Here is an 18,523-nt window from a genome sequence, read left to right on the forward strand (position 1 = left end):
AACGTGAAAGTCAGAGCGTTGCAGCCCCGTTATTTCGTTTAACCGGGCGTTTGGCGAGTGAGCGGTCAGCGACCTTGAAACATAGCTTCAGCAGTGGCGCCACCAGCCACAACAGCGGCGTGAGTAGCCAGCGGTAAACAAATCGCGCAATGAAAAGAATTGGCAGCAGCACGACCAGCCAAATAACAAACTGACCAAGCCATGTTGGCCAACCGAGCCATTTGGACACGTTGACACCCAGGGCGCTCACTAAACTGGGATGGCGAACCACCACATAGGCAGTACCCGCTACCGCGGCCACTTTTGCCATACGCGGCAAGGCAGCAAAACGTCCGCCGGTGGCCAATGCGCCCTGACGCAAACCGGCGCGGGTGGCCTGCCCTTCAACGCTGCCCACTCGTGCAGCACGAGCAGCCTTGCCTGCCCTTAGCACTTTGACGGTGCTGGCCATGACCAGCAGATCAACACCGGCCCAACCAACATCGCTTGCACCTACCTCCTCGCCACGACGCCACTGGCTTTCAAGGTCGCGCAGGCCACTGGTAAAGAAATCCCCTACCCCCGTTACCACCCGCTCGCCCTGCAACCACTCCACGTTACCCTTATCACTCACCACAAACTGATTGAGCAGCGCGTGACCATTTTCATCCAGCAGTGCAATACCCACCTGGCCGCGGCGATGGGGGGTCAGCTCGCCCGACGCTGCTTCCGCTTCATCGCCCCACCAGCGGCTCACTTGACGATAACGCTCACCAAACCAGTGTTGGGCACTTAACGTGGCAATGTCATTATCGCGAAAGTAGCTGATGGGCAGCACGGCGTCTGCCCCGTAGCGGACCAATACGCGCTGAAATTCAGGCACGTGGCCAAAGTCGGTGAGCACCTCTCGGGCTACATCCCCATGACGGGTTAACGCAAGGTAGGCGCTCATCCATAGTGCCCGATCTGACGCGTAGCCAAGAAAGAGCACATTGATTTCCGATGATTCCTGTTCAAGCGTCGGCGCAAGTTCAGGCAACGCTTCCTGGGCTTCCAAGCGAACCAGTTTGGGCTCATAGGCCTCGTGAGAGGCGACGGCTGATGCAAGCCCTGCGATCACAATCGCGGTCAACACTATCATCTGCCAGGGCCGCATCATTACCTACCTCACTCAATGGGCATTCGACGGATCACACCAACGTCTCTGCCGTCACGTTCGCTGCGGGTTCCTGGTTGGAGTGGTGCCGATTGATGGCGCTCAATACGCCCTTCATCGATGCACTGGTGATGCTTTCATCATTGCCGACACCGAATACTGCTTTACCGTCGATGCGGACTTCAACGTAGGCAATCGCTTCGGCGTCGGCGCCTTGGCCACGTGAGTGCTCGTGGTAGTCAATGATTTCGACATCGTGACCAGCTGCCGCCAGCGCTTTAACAAACGCGGCTAACGGCCCGTTCCCCTCCCCACTGAGCGTTTGCCGTTCGCCGTTTTCCTCGACCACGGCGTCAAGCGTTACTTTAGGGCTATCAGGCTCCGACGACAAACGGTGGTTAACCAGCGCAAAGGGTGTGCGCTGCTCTAAGTACTCATCGGCAAAGGCCTGATAAATCATCTGCGAGGTGATCTCTTTACCGGTACGGTCGGCCACTTCCTGCACCACCTGGCTGAACTCGATGGAAAGACGACGCGGCAATTCGATACCATGCTCCTGCTCGAGAAGGTACGACACTCCCCCTTTGCCGGACTGGCTGTTAACCCGGATCACCGCTTCATAGCTGCGACCAACATCCAGCGGGTCGATGGGCAGATACGGCACGTCCCAAACCGCGTCGGGATTGGCGCGACGGTCGAGCATGCCTTTCTTGATCGCATCCTGATGAGAGCCCGAGAACGCAGTAAATACCAAATCACCCACATAAGGGTGGCGCGGATGTACCGGCAGTTGGTTGCAGTACTCCACTTCGCGCATGACCGGCGTGATATTGGAGAAATCGAGCTGCGGATGAACACCCTGGGTGTACATGTTCATCGCCAAGGTGACGATATCCACGTTACCGGTCCGTTCGCCGTTACCGAACAGCGTGCCTTCCACACGGTCAGCGCCGGCCATAAGCGTTAATTCCGCGGCGGCGACGCCAGTTCCCCGGTCGTTGTGGGGGTGCACGCTGACGATCAGGTGATCGCGATTTTTGACGTTGCGGCAGAACCATTCAATTTGATCGGCGTAGTTATTAGGCGTTGCCACTTCAACCGTTGCCGGCAGGTTGACGATCATCCGATTATCGGCACTTGGTTTGAAGGTCTCCATCACCGCTTCGACAATTTCAACGGCAAAGTCCATTTCTGTTGTGGTAAATAGCTCCGGCGAATACTGGAAAGTCCAGTTAGTGTCGGGAGCGGCGTCCATTTCAGCGCGAATCTGTGCGGTGGCGTCGGTCGCAATCTTCACGCATTCCGCTTTATCTACGTTGAATACCACACGCCGGAACATCGGGTCGGTGGCGTTGTAGACGTGCACAATGGCGTTCTTGGCGCCTTTGAGTGCTTCGAAGGTGCGCTCAATCAGGTGCGGACGCGCTTGGGTCAGCACTTGAATGGTCACGTCTTCAGGAATTTTATCTTGTTCGATCAGCGTACGGACAAAGTCAAAATCGGTTTGCGAAGCAGAAGGAAACCCCACTTCGATCTGTTTGAAGCCGACCTTCAGCAGCATGTCGAATAAGCGCTCTTTACGCTCTTGGTCCATCGGGTCAATCAGCGACTGATTGCCATCCCGCAGGTCAACGCTGCACCAGATCGGCGGCATTTCAATCCGCTTGCTGGGCCATTGGCGGTCGGGCAAGTCCACCGCAACGAACTGGCGGTATTTCTTGGCGGGATCAGACAACATCATGACGGCTCTCCTGGAAAATGGGGGCAAAGACTGTCGATTGGAATGACGGTGGGCGTGCCAACGAAAAACGCCCCATCGCCAATACAGGCAATGGGGCGCAAAAAAAGTCGATAACGGTGCGCGCACTAATGAAGAAAGTGCGGCAGCCAAATTGAATTGATTCAATAAATCCAGTGTATGTATCCATGTCTACCTCGCAACTAGTGTAACCCAACGACAATGCCAGCAGCACTGCCCGACCCTGATATTCAGAGACGGGCGATTAGTAGTCGTAGGTCTAGCGCAAAAGTATTCATGGATGTATTCATACCTATAGAAAATCAGTCTTGGTGAGTTTTGTCAACCTGCGAGTGCGCATTGCCAACCGCTTGCCTCGATATGGATGCCTCCATTCGATCTAACTGTTGGCGCATTTCACTGACCTCGTTACGCAAGATGTGTATCTCGTCGATTTCTTCCTCGTTGTTGAGTAAATCAAGCGCTGCACTCTCTTTCTGCATGACGTCCAACACAATGCCAATCATCATATTGAGGAAAATAAACGCCGTCAGAAAAATAAACGTCAGATAGTAAATCCAGCTCCATGCGTATACTTCCTGAGTTTCGTAAAGCACATCGGTCCAGTCTTCAAAGGTGGCGATACGAAAAAGTGTCAGCATCGAAATGGAGATATTGCCCCACAAAAAATCGTCCACTTCAGCGAACAGGAAGCTGCCTACCGCGGCATAGATGTAGAAGATAATAAACATCAACAGCACCACATAGCCCATGCGCGGAATGGACTTCACCAGGGCTGAAAGCAGCATTTGCAACTCAGGAATCATCGAGACGAGGCGCAGTACGCGGAAAATACGCAGCAGCCGCGCCAGCAGCACCATCTCGGAATCGTCCATGGGGATCAGGCTGGCAGTCACGATAACGAAATCAAAGACATTCCATCCCCGCTTAAAAAAGCGCACCAAGCTGCCTTCTGCGGCTAACCTGATGAGGAGTTCAATCAAGAAAAAAATCGTGATCGCAAAATCCAGGTACAGAAGCCCCTGTTCGAACCGAGAGGTCTCCTCTTCATAGGTTTTGGCACCTATCACCAATGCGGAGATGACGATTATCGCGATTACAAAGGCTTCAAAATATTTGTTCGAACGCAGGGTTTCGAAACGCTGTTGCCATGTATCGAAAGGTTGATTCATAGGGTAAATAGACTCGCTACGGTGGACGGCGACACTTTATACTAAAACTTCACAACGGCACTACAAGTGATATCCTCTTGTTTCATTTGTGGTATCCCATGCCTCAGCCGACGCCTTTACGATGACGGCTAGCGGGCTTTTTTTGATTATTGCGCTGGATGACTTCCATGACACTGCTGTGGATAGCCTTACTACCGTTACTAGGCGTCTTGGTGCCGGTCCTCAACGCTCAACGCAGCCGCTTTACCTGCTCGTGGGCAACCGCCTTGCTGCCGGCTATTGCCCTACTGCTCACCTTGATGCAGATACCCGCACTGCTCGACGGCGAGACACTTCGCTTTGCCATCGGCTGGCTGCCCGAGCTCAATCTTGAGCTAGCCCTGCGCTTGGACGGTCTGTCGCTACTATTCAACATTTTAATCATGGGCATTGGGCTGCTGATACTGCTGTACGCCCATTTTTATCTAGCAAGTGACGAACCTGTTGGTCGCTTCTATGCTTTTTTAATGCTCTTCATGGCCTCCATGGTGGGCATTTCAATGTCAGACAATCTGATTTTACTGTGGCTTTTTTGGGAGCTCACCAGCCTTTCTTCGTTTTTATTGATCGGCTTTTGGTCGTATCGCAGCGATGCACGCAAAGGCGCACGCATGGCGTTGACCGTCACCGGTGCAGGCGGTCTGGCACTGCTAGCAGGGCTACTGCTACTCGGCGATATGGCAGGTAGCTTCAGCATGGGTGACGTCTTGGCCAGCAGCGAGGTCATTGTCGCCGACTCGCGCTATCCGCTGATGCTCGGCTTGGTGCTGCTCGGTGCCTTCACCAAGTCAGCCCAGTTCCCTTTCCAGTTTTGGCTTCCACACGCCATGGCCGCTCCGACACCCGTCTCGGCCTACCTGCATTCCGCCACAATGGTGAAAGCAGGCATTTTCCTGATGGCAAGGCTGCATCCGGCGATTGCCGACAGTGAATTATGGACCGTGGTGGTATCGCTGGTCGGCACGATAACACTGCTTTACGGCGCTTGGTTTGCACTATTCAAAACTGACCTGAAAGGCATCCTAGCGTTTTCCACGGTCAGCCATCTGGGGCTCATTACGGTGCTGCTGGGTATCGGCAGCCCAATGGCCGTTCTGGCGGCCCTGTTTCATATTCTGAATCATGCCACCTTTAAAGCCGCGCTATTTATGAGCGCTGGCATTATCGACCACGAGACTGGGACGCGTGAATTAAAACAGCTTGGCGGGCTCAGAAAGGCCATGCCGGTCACCGCGCTGCTGACCACCTTGGCTGCCGCAGCGATGGCAGGCGTTCCGCTGTTCAATGGCTTCCTCTCCAAGGAGATGTTCTTTACCGAAACGTTGGAAACGCCCGTTCTGGGTGGTTTAAGCTGGCTATTGCCTACGCTTGCCACACTGGGCGGTATCCTCTCTGTGGCTTACTCGCTACGCCTCGTTCATGCGGTTTTCTTCAAACCCGCCCGCGAGGCACCGCCTAAATCTCCCCATGAGCCACCGCATCTGATGCGTTTACCCGTGGAGATTCTGGTGGTGCTGTGCGTCGTTGTAGGTCTGCTTCCCGCCCTGATGGCAACTAACCTGCTTGATCTGGCTGCGCAAGCGGTACTGCAACGCCCGCTGGATTTTAAGCTGGCGATTTGGCATGGCGTCAACTTACCTTTGCTGATGAGCATTGCCGCCTTGGTGCTCGGCACCGCCCTTTACTGGCGTCACAACGATATGCGTTTGTTCACCAGACAATTCGCCAGTGTTGATGCAAGGCGCGTGTTTGAGCGCTTCGTGGTAACGATTGGCTACCGTGCAGAACAATTACTGGCCTTTTTTGAGGGCAACTCATTACAGCGCTACATGACGCTTTTGTTGTTCGCTGCTTTTTTAATGGGACTAATAGGTCTAGTACGGGTCACCGACCTAACGGGTGCCGCAGGTAACCAGCCAGTCGACGGCGTGGTAATTCTTGGTGCGGTGATGCTTATTTTCGGCGGCATCGCGACCGCGGCCACCCATCGCTACCGCTTGATTTCATTGCTCATGCTGTCAGTTGTAGGGCTATTTGTTGCTCTCACTTTTGCGCGTTTTTCCGCGCCGGACCTGGCCCTGACCCAGCTATCCGTAGAAGTGGTCACCATGATATTGCTGATGCTAGCGCTGTTTTTCCTGCCGCAAAAAACACCCCAGGAATCAAGCCCACTGCGCAACGTGCGCGACATGTTACTGGCGGGTTCTTTGGGTTTGGTGATTGCCAGCCTCAATTACGCGGTGATGACCCGAGAAACGCTGTCGATCTCCAACTTTTTTGTCGAAAACAGTAAACCCGGCGGCGGTGGCTACAACGTGGTTAACGTTATTCTTGTCGACTTCCGCGGCTTCGATACGCTAGGTGAAATCACGGTACTGGCCATTGCGGGGCTTGCCATCTTTAAGCTACTTAACCGCTTACGTCTGTTTATCCCGCATAGCGACGGCGAAGGACGCGTATGGTCGCCGGATCGCTACCCCGCTATTTTGACGTCTATTTCCATGACGCTATTGCCCCTTGCCCTGCTGGTATCGGCGTTTATCTTTCTGCGCGGCCATAACCAACCAGGTGGCGGCTTTATTGCCGGTTTGATTACTGCTGTCGCGTTGATTCTATTGTATATGGCCCGGGGCGTGGAGTGGGCACAAGAGCGTCTCAACTTCCCCTTCCAGCCGGTGGCCGTTGTAGGGGTCGCGGTGGCGACGCTAACCGGGCTTGGTAGTTGGCTGTTTGGCTACCCGTTCCTGACCTCGTCTTTTGGCTACTTCACTCTACCCGTTGTCGGTGAGTTTGAGTTGGCGACAGCGCTGCTCTTCGATCTGGGTGTTTATCTCGCAGTGGTTGGCGCCACGCTAATGATCCTCGCCAACTTGGGCAAAGTGACCACTGCCCACCGCCCGGTACCCGAACAGCCCGAAAAAGACGCTGAAACGCCTCCCGCCCCCTCCAGCAAGGAGCCTCGCTAATGGAATTGCTTTATGCGATCACGACCGGTGTACTGACCGCATCCGGGCTTTATCTGACGCTGCGTGGGCGCACCTTCCCAGTGGTGGTAGGCCTTACGCTACTCTCCTACGCGGTCAATTTATTTCTATTTTCGATGGGCGGGCTGACCACTGATGGCGCTGCACTGGTCGATGAAGGTGATGGCTTCGCTGATCCACTTCCTCAAGCCTTGGTACTAACGGCCATTGTAATCGGATTTGCGATGACGGCCTTTGTGGTCATTCTGGCGATGCGCGCACGGAGTGAAGTGGGTAACGACCACGTGGACGGCAAAAAGGATGACCGCGAATGATCCAGCATTTGATTGTTTTACCTGTGGTTCTGCCGTTAATCGCGGGCATTTTATTACTCTACCAACGTCAGGGGATGGTCCGTTATAAGCGCATCGTCAGCGTAGTAGCAACGCTGGGGCTTCTGTTGGTGGCCATTGGACTGGTCACTCAAGCCGCCAGCGGGGAAATCACCTATTACGCCTTGGGCGATTGGCAGCCGCCATTTGGTATAGCGCTTGTGCTTGACCGTTTATCAGCGCTTATGTTGATAGTCACCGCCCTGCTTGCAGTGGGCGCGGTGGTCTTTGCCTGCGGCGGTGATGACGAAAAGGGCAGCAACTTTCACGGCCTCTTCCAGTGGCAGTTGATGGGCATCAACGGTGCTTTTCTCACCGGCGACCTGTTTAACCTATTTGTGTTTTTCGAAGTGCTACTGCTGGCCTCGTATGCCTTACTGCTTCACGGCGGGGGCAAAGCACGCATTCAGTCCAGCGTCCATTACGTGGTGTTAAACCTAGCAGGTTCATCGCTTTTCCTGATTGGCGTGGGCATTCTTTATGGGGCGACGGGGACGCTGAACATGGCCGACATGGCTTCTCGCATGGCCGAGCTACCCGCCGAACGCGAAGGCCTAGTGATAGCCGGTGCCTTGATGCTGTTAGTGGTATTTGGCCTAAAAGCCGCCATTTTACCGCTGTATTTTTGGCTACCCCGCGCCTACGCCGCAGCCCCAGCCCCGGTGGCTGCCTTATTTGCGGTGATGACCAAGGTCGGCATCTATTCTATTTTGCGCGTCTATAGCCTCATTTTTGGCGACCAAGCAGGGGGGTTGGAAGCCATTGAGCAGTCCTGGGTGTGGTGGCTTTCGCTTGCCACGCTGGCTGCCGCCGGGGTTGGCGTGATGGCCGCCCGTGACCTTCGCCTTTTGATAGCCTACCTGGTATTGGTTTCCGTGGGCACGCTGCTCGCAGGTGTGGGCATGCGTAGCCCCGCTGCCACATCAGCACTGCTCTACTACTTGATTCACACCACGCTGATTACCGGTGGGCTGTTCCTGTTGGCTGAAATGATTGGATTGCAGCGAGGCAAACCGGGTACGCGACTAGTTAAGGGGCGGCCAATGGTACAAGGCGCGGCACTGGCACTGGCTTTCTTTTTCGGGGCAATTGCGGTCGCTGGATTACCGCCTCTCTCTGGCGCTTTCGGAAAAGCGCTAATGCTTAATGCCGCGGAAGACAGCCAACGGCTTTGGCTGTGGCCATTATTACTGCTGGCAAGCTTGGCATCACTCATTGCGCTCTCCCGCGCAGGCTCAACTCTGTTTTGGCGCAGCCATCGGGGTAATCTCAGCGGCAGCTCGCTGCCTCGTTACCAGTGGTTTGGCATGGCGTGGTTGTTAAGTTCCTCGCTACTAATGGTCGTGTTTGCGGGCCCCGTAAGCGACTATACCCAGGCCACCGCTGAGCAATTGGCCAACCCAAGTTTGGTGATTGACACATTAATCAATGATGCTGGAGGCACCCAATGATTCGACCACGCGCTTGGTTGCCGACCCCGGTTTTTTCACTGCTGTTACTGGTCGTATGGCTATTATTAGTGCGCAGTGTTGCCGCGGGTCATATCGTATTGGGTGGGACATTGGCCATTATTATCCCCTTGCTAACCCATCGCTTTTGGGATGCTCGCCCGCGCATCAAAAAGCCACTATTGCTACTGCGCTTTGTGCTGCGCGTACTGGGCGATATCATTACCGCCAACTTTGAAGTGGCTTACCTGATCGCCAACCCATGGCGTAAGCTAAATCCCCACTTTGTGGAATACCCCCTCATGTTAGAGGAGCGTTTTACCATTACGCTGCTTGCCAACACCATTAGCCTGACGCCGGGCACGGTATCCGCCAACCTGCGTATGGACGGTAAATCACTGCTCATTCACGCCCTCGATACAGACGATGAAGAGGCGCTGATTGAGCAGATCCGGGAGCGCTACGAACGCCCGCTAAAGGAGATTTACGAATGCTGAGCATCGCACTGTTCATCACCCTAACCCTGGTGGTCATGGCGCTGCTGTTAAATCTTTATCGGCTTACTGTTGGCCCCGATTTACCGGACCGCGTGTTGGCACTGGACACCATGTACGTTAACTCGATTGCGCTGATTGTGTTGCTCGGGCTGTGGCTGAATAGCAAGACCTATTTCGAGTCGGCACTGTTGATCGCCATGTTGGGATTTATCAGCACAGTAGCCGTATGCAAGTACATATTACGCGGGGATATTATCGAATGAACCCTGTCACCCTCTTCGTTGCTATGCAGGTGCGCTTATGTCGCTATGGGTAGAGGCACTTATTTCATTACTATTGATCGCAGGCGGCCTCTTTGTCTTTATCGGCTCACTGGGGATGGCTCACCTACGCGATTTCTATATGCGCTTGCATGGCCCCACCAAGGCCACAACCCTGGGTATTGGCTGTATGTTAATAGCTTCAATGGCCTATTTCTGGAGCGTTGAAGGCAGACCCGACATTCAGGAAATGCTGATCACCTTGTTTTTATTTATTACTGCCCCGGTCAGTGCCCATTTGCTCGCCAAAACGGGCCTTCACATGCGCCTGAAGCACATTGATATAACCCAGGGTAAGCCAGTCGAACTTCGCTCCGAGGAAGTAGGTAAAAAACCGGTTCCTCACCCCGATAAAGGGCATGGTTAATTACATCGTAAAGGAAATTGTATGTGGAGCCTGTTCAGGCTATCGACATTGTCACTGTCGATGATAATGCTCGCGGGTTGTTCAGAGCCTAAGATTGATACCAGCTCGATGCCCGCTGCCGTTGTATCGGTTGAAAAAGTACGCGAATCGCTGCCCACCTATAAACGCGACGAGTTTGATCAAGCGCTGACCATCATGGCGATGTCATCGTTTAGTGGTATCGATATACTCAACCCAAGACCGATGAACGCCGCAGAAATTGCTGAGTCGGCTAACGCCTATATGCATGGGCTAACGGGTGATGAGGCGATCGAAAAAGCCAATGAAATGTTACGTAACCGTCGCGCGCGCGAGCGTAATCAGGCGCTCGCTATTCTCTCAAGACTTGAAGAAAAGCAGGCTAACGCAAAGCATGACCGACAGCAGCGAGAGCGCATTACCATCGATAGCGCCGACTTTTATATGAGCACAAGTCCCTACGGGGCGTTAGAACCTATCATTGAGCTTGAAGTCACCAACGGCTCTGATGAACGTATCGTAGAGCTATCGCTTAGAGGCGTAGTCACCAGTCCTAATCATGAGGCACCCTGGGTCGATGAGTCTTTTTACTATGTGATTCCCGATGGTTTGGAACCCGGCGAAAGCGCCAAGTGGAGCCTGGCGCCCAATCGATTCGGCCCTTGGGGTAACCAGGACATTCCCGACAATGCAGAATTAGCCATCACCATTGAGAGCGTGCATGGCGATGACGGTAACGCCCTGTGGGATTCGGCGCCGCTAAGCGAACGGCAGCGCGAAAGGCTAGACGAGCTGCGCGATGAATATGGCGCTATTGCGGAGCATTCCCTCGAATAAAAGAGGCCCCGAAGGGCCTCAACGTTTTAGTCGATCAAATCGGTTTGGCGGTAGCCGATAAGGTACAGCACCGCATCAATGCCGAGGGTTGAGATGGCCTGCTGGGCCTGGGCACGCACCATAGGTTTAGCGCGAAAGGCAATACCCAGGCCAGCTTTAGCAAGCATTTTAAGGTCATTAGCGCCATCGCCCACGGCAATGGTCTGCTCCAGCGTCAAACCTTCGCGCAGCGCTATTTGTTCAAGCAACTCGGCCTTACGCTCGGCATCGACAATGGGCTCGAGCACCTCACCGGTGACAATCCCCTGCTCGATGACCAACTCGTTGGCGTGGATTTCGTCAAAGCCAAGCTTGTCCTGTAGGTATTGGGCAAAGTAGGTGAAACCACCAGAAAGAATGACCGTGCGATAACCAAAACGCTTTAAATTGACCATCAGGCGCTCAAGGCCATCCATTAACGGCAATTCGGCCGCTATGTCGGCCAATACAGCTTCATCAAGCCCTGCCAGTTTGCTCATCCGCTCGCGGAAGCTGTCCTGGAAATCCAGTTCGCCGCGCATGGCCCGCTCAGTGACATCCGCCACCTCATCACCCACGCCATGACGGCGTGCAAGCTCATCAATCACCTCGGTTTGGATCAGCGTCGAATCCATATCGAAACACACCAAACGGCGGTGACGTCGCCAGATCGAGTCTTCTTGGATGGCAATATCCACGCCATGCAGGGCTCCCAGCGACAGTGCTTTCTCCCGCAGCGCCACCACATCGGCATCATCGCCGCGCAGCCAGCATTCGACACAAGCCCCGTTGGCGGGCGCGTCTCCTTCTAGCGGCTCTCGGCCCGAAAGGCGGTGAATCAACTCAACGGTTAGGCCAAATTCAGCGGTTAACGCCCCCACTTCCGCCAATATGCCCGCCGGAAGGCGTGGTGCCAATAGGGTCAGAATTAGCCGTGGCTGGCTTTCTTGTTCGCTCCAGCGCTGATAATCATCAGCGCTCACGGCAATCGCTTGTACATCCAACCCAAGCGTATCCCCTGCATCGCTTAAGGTGGCTTCAAGTGCGCTATCGCGATCCAGCCCCACCAGCGCTTCCAGAGATAGCATGCCAAAGGTCACGCTTTGATTGATATCCAGCAGCCTTGCGCCGCTATGAGCAAGAGCTTTGCCCAACCCGGCTAATTGGCCGGGGCGCGCCAGCCCTGTTGCGCGAATCAAATAACGTGTCGCCATGACCTATTCCCCTGCGCCTATCCAATCAACTTTTTGGAAACCTCGCGGTAACTTACTACCACGACGCCCTCGCTCGCCGCGATAATACGCCAAATCATCGGCTTTCAGGGTGAGTTTTCGCTTACCGGCATGCAGCTCCAAGGCGTCGCTGTCTGTTATCACGGCAATACTGCGCACAAACTCCTCGCGGCGTGCAGCGCGTGGCCCGGGGATATCCAACATCTTATTGCCTTTGCCTTTGGCCATTTCCGGCAGCTGGCCCAAGGGGAACACCAGTAGCCGGCCTTCATTCGAGACTGATGCCACCCATAGGTTATCTCCCTCGGGCACTTCGATAGGCGACATGACACTGCATCCTTTAGGCACGCTCAATACCGCTTTGCCTGCTTTATTTTTGCCGGTGAGCGCATCCAAACGGGCAATAAAGCCGTAACCACCATCACTGGCCAGCACAAAACGCCGCTCGGCAGGCGCCAGCATTAACCCCGCCATGCGAGCACCCGCAGAGACATTCGCCCGACCCGTCACTGGTTCACCCTGCCCCCGCGCACTGGGCAAATTGTGGGCGCTGAGCGTATAGGCGCGACCGGTATCATCCAGCAGCACTAGCGGCTGGTTGGTCTTGCCTCGGGCGGCCAACTGGAAACGATCACCTGCTTTGTAGGAAAGCCCTTCGGGGTCAATATCATGGCCTTTGGCTGATCTAATCCAGCCCTTTTCAGACAGCACCACGGTGATTGGGTCGGCCCCCAGCAGCTCGACCTCGGACAACGCTTTAGCATCGGCACGCGCCACCAGCGGCGAACGGCGCTCGTCACCATGCTCTTTACCCGCCGCGCGAATTTCTTTTTCGATCAACGTGGTAAGTTTGGCTTCGCTACCTAGTAGGCCCTCTAAATATTTGCGCTCTTTTTCCAGCTCATCCTGCTCACCGCGGATTTTCATTTCTTCGAGCTTGGCAAGATGACGCAGGCGAAGCTCTAGAATCGCTTCCGCTTGGCGGTCGGAGAGACTAAAGGTCGCGATCAGAGAAGCTTTGGGATCATCCTCTTCACGAATGATACGGATCACTTCGTCAAGGTCGAGATAGGCTATCAGCAGGCCTTCGAGAATATGCAGGCGGTCTTCTACCTTGCCCAGGCGGTGCTCCAAGCGGCGGCGCACCGTGCTGCGCCGAAACTGAAGCCACTCGCCCAGCATTTCGGGCAACGGCATCACCCGTGGGCGACCGTCCAGGCCAATCACGTTCATGTTCACCCGCACGTTCTTTTCCAGATCCGTGGTGGCAAACAGGTGGTCCATCAGCGACGCAACGTCGACGCGGTTTGATCGCGGTTCAATCACCAGCCGGGTAGGCTCTTCGTGGGTCGATTCATCGCGCAGATCGGCCACCATGGGCAGCTTTTTGGCCTGCATCTGCGCGGCAATCTGTTCTAGCACCTTGGCCCCACTGACCTGATAGGGCACCGCGGTGATCACGATATTGGCGTCTTCACGCTCGTAGCGGGCGCGCAGCTTGACCGACCCCCGCCCGGATTCATAAAGCTTACGCAGGTCTTCTTGGGGGGTAATAATCTCCGCATCGGTCGGGAAGTCCGGCGCGGGGATAAATTCCATCAGATCGACGGTGGTAGCCTTAGGATTACGCAGCAGGTGGCAGGTGGCATCGACCACCTCAGACACATTGTGTGGCGGTATATCGGTGGCCATCCCCACGGCGATGCCGGTGCCGCCGTTGAGCAACACATGGGGCAAACGCGCCGGCAGCACCAGCGGTTCCTGCATGGTGCCGTCGAAATTCGGCGCCCAGTCGACGGTGCCCTGACCGAGCTCGCTAAGCAGCACTTCGGCAAACTTGGAAAGCTTGGCCTCGGTGTAACGCATGGCAGCAAACGATTTGGGATCGTCAGGGCTACCCCAGTTGCCCTGGCCATCCACCAGCGGATAGCGATAGCTAAACGGCTGTGCCATCAGCACCATGGCTTCGTAGCACGCGCTATCGCCGTGAGGGTGGAATTTACCCAGCACGTCACCCACGGTACGCGCCGATTTTTTGTACTTGGCGTTAGCGTGGAGTGCCAATTCGCGCATGGCGTAAATAATCCGCCGCTGCACAGGTTTCATGCCATCGCCTATGTTGGGCAAGGCGCGGTCTAAAATGACGTACATCGAGTAGTCGAGATACGCTTTTTCGGTGTAATCGCGCAAGGACAAGCGTTCGACGTCGCCTTCCGCTACCTGAATATCCATGGGGTATTCATCCTTTCCTGACAAGCAAAGCCGCCCCAACGGGAGCGGCTAATCCTGCTACACATTGATACACAACGTGTTAGTAGTTGCTTATGTCATATTAATTGCTTTACTGAGGCCCCGAGAGTGGTTTCACTTCCGGGGAACGTTCATTATCGCGCTGAAAGTCATCAAGTAAGCTTTTCAAACGCTGTGCCTGAACAGACAGTTCATTGGCCGCCCCCGACGCCTGACTAACCAGCCCTGCATTCTGCTGGGTGACAGTGTCCATTTGCGAGACGGCACGGTTGATTTCATCAATACCGTTCGTTTGTTCGCCAGACGCTTGACTGATTTCTCCTATGCGCTGGGCAATTTCTTCAATCGCTACTACGATTTCCTGCATTGCCCCTTCTGCCTCACGGGCATAGCCACTTCCAGTTTCAATTTGCTTGGACGTGGTTTTAATCAGCTCGTTAATATTACGTGCCGACGTGGCACTTTTGGATGCCAGTTCGCGCACTTCGCTAGCCACAACGGCAAAACCTCGCCCGTGTTCACCAGCCCGCGCGGCTTCTACCGATGCATTCAGCGCTAAAATGTTAGTTTGAAATGCAATATTTTCAATGACACCGACAATCGAAGAGACCTCGCCCGAACTCTCATTAATCGCCTGCATGGACTGCGCCAAGCGAGATACTTGCTCACCTCCCTGCTTCACTTTAACCGTCGACTCGTTGACCCGCTGATTCGCCTCATTAGCGTTATCGGCGTTGCGCTTCACTGTCGCGGCCATCTCTTCCATCGTCGAAGAAGTTTCTTGTAGCGACGCGGCTTGCTGTTCGGTCCGACTAGAAAGCTCAGTGTTACCCGCCGCAATGTCTGTCGCTTCACTGGCAATCGCATCGGATACTTGGCTTACGTCACTGAATAGGTGACGCAACTTTTCAGCGTAACGATTTACCGCACTGCGCAACTCACCAATCTCATCGTTACGGTAAATGGTCAGTTCACGACTTGAGCCGCCTTGACCGAGTTGGTCAATCTGCTCGGTGGTACTGTGGATTTGACGCAGTAATACACGCCCACCCCACCAACCCAGCGCCAGCAGCAGTGCCAAAAGTGGAAGAATTACCACCATCAGATCGCGAGTCAATGTCCGCGCCAGTGCCGTCACTTCTTCTTGAGGGGTCATTAGCCCCAATGTCCAACCTGTATCTTGCATATCAAACAAACGCACCGAGGCGGGTTGATCCAGCACGCCTGCTGTTTCCACCTGGACGTTTTGACTGCCTGATTCGACAGCCTCAACCACAGGGGAAAGCCAGGGCATATCGCTGGTTAGATCAGCCAAACCTTGCATATCATCAGTTGCCAAATCAGCGCCCGGGAAGTGGATGACGTTGCCAGCTCTATCAAGCACGAAGGCATAACCACCTGTCGCATCGCCGTTTTCGGTTAAAAATTCAGCCACGCCGTCCAACTGCATATCGATGGTCGCTACCCCAGCAAATTCATCATCAAGATAATAAGGCACGCTGCAGGTCACCATGGCTACCCCGGTGGTCGCATCACGATACGCTGTTGACCAGACACATTGCCCCGGCTCGGCATCCCGCGCATCTTGATACCAGGCTTCCTCTTGGTAAGGGGCAATATCATCGGCGTTATAATCATCTAAGAACTCAATCTCGCCTTCGGCATTTCTCGCCCAAAAGAAGCTAAATCGCTCAACCCCCTCTTCAAATGCGTTAGGCTCCGGCCAAATACCGCCCCCTGCAATGGCCGTATTGCCGCTGTCATCCACGACCCGCGGGAAGGCTTGACGGAACAACGATTCCTCTCGGGGTAATGACTCTGCAAGTGATGCAAGACTTGCTGTATTACCTTCCACGCGTGCTAGCTGTGCATTCAGAGCGTTGACAATAGAGCCGCCCGTTCGGTCCACAAGAGACTGGCTTGCTTCGATGACTTGCGGTTGGCCGCGCCATGCCATAACGGCGTAAATGCTTGCTGCCATGAGTATCATGAGAGCAAACGCTGCCAGCGTTAACTGCCTCGAAATGGTATTGAACAAGGACATTCCCCTCTAGTGATTAAGTGGTGCTAACTGGCGCACTTTTTTGCGTACGCTCTCTACTCACTATCGGCAACATAATGCCCAACCTTAACCACTTGATACCTATGCCCGATTGACACAGCGCTTATACTTCGACGTCTGCGAGGTTGCCGTAATCTTCCAGCCACTTTTTGCGGTCGCCGGCGCGCTTTTTGGCCAGCAGCATATCCATCATTTCCAGCGTGCCGTCGCCTTCCTCCAGGGTAAGCTGCACCAGGCGGCGTGTTTCCACCGCCATAGTGGTTTCGCGCAGCTGAAGCGGGCTCATTTCGCCCAGACCTTTAAAGCGCTGCACGTTCGGCGTACCACGCTTTTGCGCCAGCTGCTTGAGGATGGCGGCTTTTTCGCTCTCATCCAGGGCGTAGTGGACCTCTTTGCCGAGATCGATACGGTAAAGCGGTGGCATGGCCACATAGACGTGCCCGGCATTCACGAGGCTTGGGAAATGTTTGACGAACAGCGCGCACAACAGCGTGGCGATGTGTAGACCGTCGGAGTCAGCGTCGGCGAGAATACAGATTTTGTGGTAGCGCAGTTTTTCCAAATCAGCGCTGCCAGGGTCGGCCCCTATCGCCACGGCGATGTCGTGGACCTCTTGGGAACCGTAGATATCATGGGAATCCACTTCCCAAGTGTTCAATATCTTTCCGCGCAGCGGCAAAATCGCTTGGCTCTCACGGTTGCGCGCCTGCTTTGCGCTGCCGCCGGCTGAGTCCCCTTCCACCAGGAACAACTCGCTCTGGGCCGGGTCTTGGCCTGAGCAGTCGGCCAGCTTGCCGGGTAGTGCCGGACCTGAGGTCACCTTCTTACGCACAACTTTCTTGGCTTTTTTCTGGCGGTGCTGAGCGGCACTAATCACGAGTTCGGCAAGGGCTTCGCCTTGTTCAACGTGGTGATTGAGCCACAGAGAAAAGGCGTCTTTAAGTACCCCTAATACAAAGCCCGCGATTGTTCGCGAAGAAAGGCGCTCTTTGGTTTGCCCGGCAAACTGCGGGTCGAGCATTTTTACCGAGAGCACAAAGGACGCCCGCTCCCACAAATCATCGGCGGTGAGTTTGATGCCACGCGGCAGTAGACTGCGGTATTCACAAAACTCACGCAGCGCGTCAAGTAAGCCAGAGCGAAACCCGTTAACGTGGGTGCCGCCTTGTGGGGTGGGGATCAAGTTAACATAGCTTTCCAATAGGGCATCGCCGCCTTCTGGCAACCATTGGATAGCCCAGTCGACACCGTTTTCATCATCGCTAAAGTGGCCTACGAAGGGTTCTGTCGGAACTACTTCATAGCCGTCGGTGGCCTCCGCCAGGTAGTCACGCAGACCATCCGCGTAGGCCCATTCGGTTTTGGTACCGTCAGGTTCCACCAGCGTGACGGCAAGCCCCGGGCACAGTACCGCTTTGGCGCGCAGCAGGTGTTTCAGTTTACCCACCGCCAGTTTAGGGCTGTCGAAGTAGCTTTCATCCGGCCAGAAACGCACCAGCGTGCCGCTGGCACGCTTGGCCGCTTTGCCAATTTCGTGCAGTTCTTCAACCTTTTCGCCGAACTCAAACGCCATGGCATGGCGCGCGCCGTTGCGAGTCACTTCAACATCCAGCCGACGTGACAGGGCATTGACCACCGACACGCCTACGCCGTGCAGTCCGCCGGAAAAACGGTAGCTGTCCGACGAGAACTTGCCGCCTGAGTGCAGTTTGGTAAAAATCAGCTCAGCGCCCGACACGCCATACTCGGGGTGCAGATCGATCGGCATGCCGCGCCCGTTATCCTGCACTTCAATCCCGCCGTCACTGTGCAGCACCACGCTGAGGGCGGTGGCATGCCCCGCCAGCGCCTCATCAACGCTATTATCGATGACTTCCTGAACAAGGTGATTGGGTCGCGAGGTGTCGGTATACATACCGGGACGCTTACGTACCGGCTCGAGCCCGGAGAGGACTTCGATGGAGCTCGCGCCGTACTGGGAGGCATCAAACTGGGTCATGTAACGTCGGTTCCT

Annotated in this window: 14 protein-coding genes; 7 read left to right on the forward strand and 7 right to left on the reverse strand. The window is 55.0% G+C overall.

Features of this window, described 5'->3' with window-relative positions:
• Nucleotides 1-10 precede the first annotated feature (10 nt).
• The 3 genes from GA0071314_RS11655 to GA0071314_RS11665 form a co-directional block, all read right to left on the reverse strand.
• Nucleotides 11-1,138 (reverse strand): hypothetical protein, encoded by a 1,128-nt coding sequence (locus GA0071314_RS11655; protein WP_231896446.1) that lies wholly within the window; start codon nucleotides 1,136-1,138, stop codon nucleotides 11-13.
• Nucleotides 1,139-1,169: 31 nt separating this feature from the next.
• Nucleotides 1,170-2,876 (reverse strand): 2-isopropylmalate synthase, encoded by a 1,707-nt coding sequence (gene leuA / locus GA0071314_RS11660; protein WP_074396800.1) that lies wholly within the window; start codon nucleotides 2,874-2,876, stop codon nucleotides 1,170-1,172.
• 320 nt (nucleotides 2,877-3,196) lie between these two features.
• Entirely contained in the window at nucleotides 3,197-4,066 is an 870-nt protein-coding gene (locus GA0071314_RS11665) for an ion transporter (protein WP_074396801.1), read from the reverse strand.
• A 167-nt stretch (nucleotides 4,067-4,233) separates the two neighbouring features.
• On the opposite strand from GA0071314_RS11665, the gene GA0071314_RS11670 reads away from it, so the two are divergent.
• Genes GA0071314_RS11670 through GA0071314_RS11700 form a run of 7 tightly spaced genes read left to right on the forward strand, consistent with a single transcriptional unit; the run spans nucleotide 4,234 to nucleotide 10,947 of the window.
• Complete coding sequence (locus GA0071314_RS11670; protein ID WP_074396802.1) at nucleotides 4,234-7,071, forward strand: monovalent cation/H+ antiporter subunit A; 2,838 nt, start codon at nucleotides 4,234-4,236, stop codon at nucleotides 7,069-7,071.
• Nucleotides 7,071-7,403 (forward strand): Na+/H+ antiporter subunit C, encoded by a 333-nt coding sequence (locus GA0071314_RS11675; RefSeq protein ID WP_074396803.1) that lies wholly within the window; start codon nucleotides 7,071-7,073, stop codon nucleotides 7,401-7,403. The genes GA0071314_RS11670 and GA0071314_RS11675 overlap by 1 nt, the downstream gene beginning before the upstream one ends.
• Entirely contained in the window at nucleotides 7,400-8,911 is a 1,512-nt protein-coding gene (locus GA0071314_RS11680; RefSeq protein WP_074396804.1) for a monovalent cation/H+ antiporter subunit D, read from the forward strand. Before GA0071314_RS11675 ends, GA0071314_RS11680 begins: the two co-directional genes overlap by 4 nt.
• Nucleotides 8,908-9,405, forward strand: a complete 498-nt coding sequence (locus GA0071314_RS11685) for a Na+/H+ antiporter subunit E (RefSeq protein ID WP_074396805.1) — start codon at nucleotides 8,908-8,910, stop codon at nucleotides 9,403-9,405. Before GA0071314_RS11680 ends, GA0071314_RS11685 begins: the two co-directional genes overlap by 4 nt.
• Complete coding sequence (locus GA0071314_RS11690) at nucleotides 9,399-9,668, forward strand: K+/H+ antiporter subunit F (RefSeq protein ID WP_074396806.1); 270 nt, start codon at nucleotides 9,399-9,401, stop codon at nucleotides 9,666-9,668. Before GA0071314_RS11685 ends, GA0071314_RS11690 begins: the two co-directional genes overlap by 7 nt.
• A gap of 37 nt (nucleotides 9,669-9,705) precedes the next feature.
• The gene (locus GA0071314_RS11695; protein ID WP_074396807.1) at nucleotides 9,706-10,092 is read left to right on the forward strand and encodes a Na+/H+ antiporter subunit G; all 387 of its coding nucleotides are present in this window, start codon (nucleotides 9,706-9,708) and stop codon (nucleotides 10,090-10,092) included.
• A 21-nt stretch (nucleotides 10,093-10,113) separates the two neighbouring features.
• Nucleotides 10,114-10,947 (forward strand): DUF6694 family lipoprotein, encoded by an 834-nt coding sequence (locus tag GA0071314_RS11700; RefSeq protein WP_231896447.1) that lies wholly within the window; start codon nucleotides 10,114-10,116, stop codon nucleotides 10,945-10,947.
• A gap of 26 nt (nucleotides 10,948-10,973) precedes the next feature.
• Here GA0071314_RS11700 and serB read toward each other — a convergent pair whose 3' ends face one another.
• The 4 genes from serB to parE all read right to left on the reverse strand — a co-directional run bounded on the left by serB (nucleotide 10,974) and on the right by parE (nucleotide 18,508).
• On the reverse strand, nucleotides 10,974-12,179 hold the full coding sequence (gene serB / locus GA0071314_RS11705) for a phosphoserine phosphatase SerB (protein ID WP_074396808.1): 1,206 nt from the start codon (nucleotides 12,177-12,179) through the stop codon (nucleotides 10,974-10,976).
• A gap of 3 nt (nucleotides 12,180-12,182) precedes the next feature.
• The gene (gene parC / locus GA0071314_RS11710; RefSeq protein WP_074396809.1) at nucleotides 12,183-14,429 is read right to left on the reverse strand and encodes a DNA topoisomerase IV subunit A; all 2,247 of its coding nucleotides are present in this window, start codon (nucleotides 14,427-14,429) and stop codon (nucleotides 12,183-12,185) included.
• Nucleotides 14,430-14,538: 109 nt separating this feature from the next.
• A complete protein-coding gene (locus GA0071314_RS11715) occupies nucleotides 14,539-16,428 on the reverse strand; it encodes a methyl-accepting chemotaxis protein (RefSeq protein ID WP_231896448.1) in 1,890 nt (629 codons plus the stop codon).
• Nucleotides 16,429-16,612: 184 nt separating this feature from the next.
• Complete coding sequence (parE, locus tag GA0071314_RS11720) at nucleotides 16,613-18,508, reverse strand: DNA topoisomerase IV subunit B (RefSeq protein ID WP_074396811.1); 1,896 nt, start codon at nucleotides 18,506-18,508, stop codon at nucleotides 16,613-16,615.
• Nucleotides 18,509-18,523: the final 15 nt, after the last annotated feature.

Source organism: Halomonas sp. HL-93, assembly GCF_900086985.1.
Taxonomy (GTDB): Bacteria; Pseudomonadota; Gammaproteobacteria; order Pseudomonadales; family Halomonadaceae; genus Vreelandella.

Bases quoted from the DNA above. Each gene is read 5' to 3' on its own strand.
- GA0071314_RS11665 (WP_074396801.1), bottom strand. From the start codon at position 4,066: ATGAATCAACCTTTCGATACATGGCAACAGCGTTTCGAAACCCTGCGT.
- GA0071314_RS11655 (WP_231896446.1), bottom strand. From the start codon at position 1,138: ATGATGCGGCCCTGGCAGATGATAGTGTTGACCGCGATTGTGATCGCA.
- GA0071314_RS11700 (WP_231896447.1), top strand. From the start codon at position 10,114: ATGTGGAGCCTGTTCAGGCTATCGACATTGTCACTGTCGATGATAATG.
- GA0071314_RS11685 (WP_074396805.1), top strand. From the start codon at position 8,908: ATGATTCGACCACGCGCTTGGTTGCCGACCCCGGTTTTTTCACTGCTG.
- GA0071314_RS11695 (WP_074396807.1), top strand. From the start codon at position 9,706: ATGTCGCTATGGGTAGAGGCACTTATTTCATTACTATTGATCGCAGGC.
- parE (WP_074396811.1), bottom strand. From the start codon at position 18,508: ATGACCCAGTTTGATGCCTCCCAGTACGGCGCGAGCTCCATCGAAGTC.
- GA0071314_RS11715 (WP_231896448.1), bottom strand. From the start codon at position 16,428: ATGGCAGCAAGCATTTACGCCGTTATGGCATGGCGCGGCCAACCGCAA.
- GA0071314_RS11680 (WP_074396804.1), top strand. From the start codon at position 7,400: ATGATCCAGCATTTGATTGTTTTACCTGTGGTTCTGCCGTTAATCGCG.
- GA0071314_RS11690 (WP_074396806.1), top strand. From the start codon at position 9,399: ATGCTGAGCATCGCACTGTTCATCACCCTAACCCTGGTGGTCATGGCG.
- parC (WP_074396809.1), bottom strand. From the start codon at position 14,429: ATGGATATTCAGGTAGCGGAAGGCGACGTCGAACGCTTGTCCTTGCGC.
- GA0071314_RS11675 (WP_074396803.1), top strand. From the start codon at position 7,071: ATGGAATTGCTTTATGCGATCACGACCGGTGTACTGACCGCATCCGGG.
- GA0071314_RS11670 (WP_074396802.1), top strand. From the start codon at position 4,234: ATGACACTGCTGTGGATAGCCTTACTACCGTTACTAGGCGTCTTGGTG.
- leuA (WP_074396800.1), bottom strand. From the start codon at position 2,876: ATGATGTTGTCTGATCCCGCCAAGAAATACCGCCAGTTCGTTGCGGTG.
- serB (WP_074396808.1), bottom strand. From the start codon at position 12,179: ATGGCGACACGTTATTTGATTCGCGCAACAGGGCTGGCGCGCCCCGGC.